Here is a 1344-nt window from a genome sequence, read left to right on the forward strand (position 1 = left end):
GCACCCGCCCACGGCCGCGCTCCGGACGGCCCGGAGGACCCGGACGGCTGCGCCTCCCGCGTCCGGCACGTCGCCTACGAGACCGGCACCCGCCACTACGCCCACGCCGACCTGCCCGGACGGGCCGACCACATCCCGCACATGATCGCCGGAGCGGCCGGGCTCGACGGCGCCGTCCTCGTCGTCTCCGCGCTCGACGGCGTCCGGCCGCAGACCGCCGAACACCTCCTGCTCGCCCGTCAGGCGGGCGTACGGCACGTGGTCGTCGCCCTCACCAAGGCGGAGGCGGGCGGGCCCGAACTCACCGAGCTCGTCGAGCTCGACACCCGCGCGCTGCTCACCGCGCACGGCTTCGACGGACAGCGCACGGCGGTCGTCCGGGTCTCGGCGCGGCGCGCGCTGGCGGGCGATCCACGCTGGACCGGCACGGTCGAGGCCCTGCTCGACGCCGTCGACACCTATGTGCCGACGCCCGGGCGTCCCGTACGGGAACCCTTCCTGCTGCCCGTGGAGCGGGTGCTTCCGCTCCCCGGGGGCGGCGCGGTCGTCGCGGGGACCATCGAGCGCGGCGCCGTCCGCCCGGGCGACCGCCTGGAGATCGCCGGCGGCACGGGCGGCCCCCGCGTCGCCCCGCTCGCCGGGCTGGAGACCTTCGGCCGTCCCATGGCCGGGGCACGGGCGGGCGACACCGTCGCGCTGCTGCTGCCCGGCGTGCCGCACCACGAGGTGCGCCGTGGCGACGTCGTCGCGGCGCCCGGCAGTCTCGTACCGCGGCGCCGCTGCCCCGTCCGCGTACGGCTGCTGCCGCCGGAGAGCGGTGGCGCCGGTGGCGTCGACGGCCCGGTCCGCTTCCACTTCCGTACGGCCGACGTCCCCGGCACCCTCGTCCTCGGGCCGGACCGCTCCGTGCCGCCCGGCGCGACGGTCCCCGGCACGGTTCTCCTGGACCGGGCCCTTCCCCTCGACGCGGGGCTGCCGTTCGCCGTGCGGGAGGGCGGCCGCACGGTGGGCGTGGGCACGGTGGCCACGGCAGAGTGAGCACGACAGGGTGAGCGCGGTCACGGGCATCGGGGACGGGTCGGCACAATAGGGGAGTGGACGAACCGATACCCGTGACCCGGGACGTGGACTGGGGCACCGCCAAGCTGCTGCCCGACGTGGACGAGCGACGGGCCTGGCTGCTCACCGTCGACGGCTCGCCCCAGTCCTACGTGGACCTGGACGACCCGACCCATCTCGAATTCGAGTACGCCCAGCGGATCGGGCACGTTCTGGACACCGCCGCGGAACCCGGCCGTCCGCTGGACGTCCTGCACCTCGGCGGCGGGGCCCTCACCCTGCCCC

At 76.7% G+C, this 1344-nt stretch carries 1 protein-coding gene and 1 pseudogene; both read left to right on the forward strand.

Features of this window, described 5'->3' with window-relative positions:
* Window positions 1–1038 (forward strand): GTP-binding protein (locus tag K6I34_RS37040; protein ID WP_229332403.1); only part of this gene is annotated, 1038 nt, incomplete at its 5' end.
* Between the two features lie 56 nt (window positions 1039–1094).
* Window positions 1095–1344: pseudogene (locus K6I34_RS37045) on the forward strand (spermidine synthase-like protein); the annotation flags it as partial.

This window comes from Streptomyces sp. UNOC14_S4, from assembly GCF_020740835.1.
Classification (GTDB): domain Bacteria; phylum Actinomycetota; class Actinomycetes; order Streptomycetales; family Streptomycetaceae; genus Streptomyces.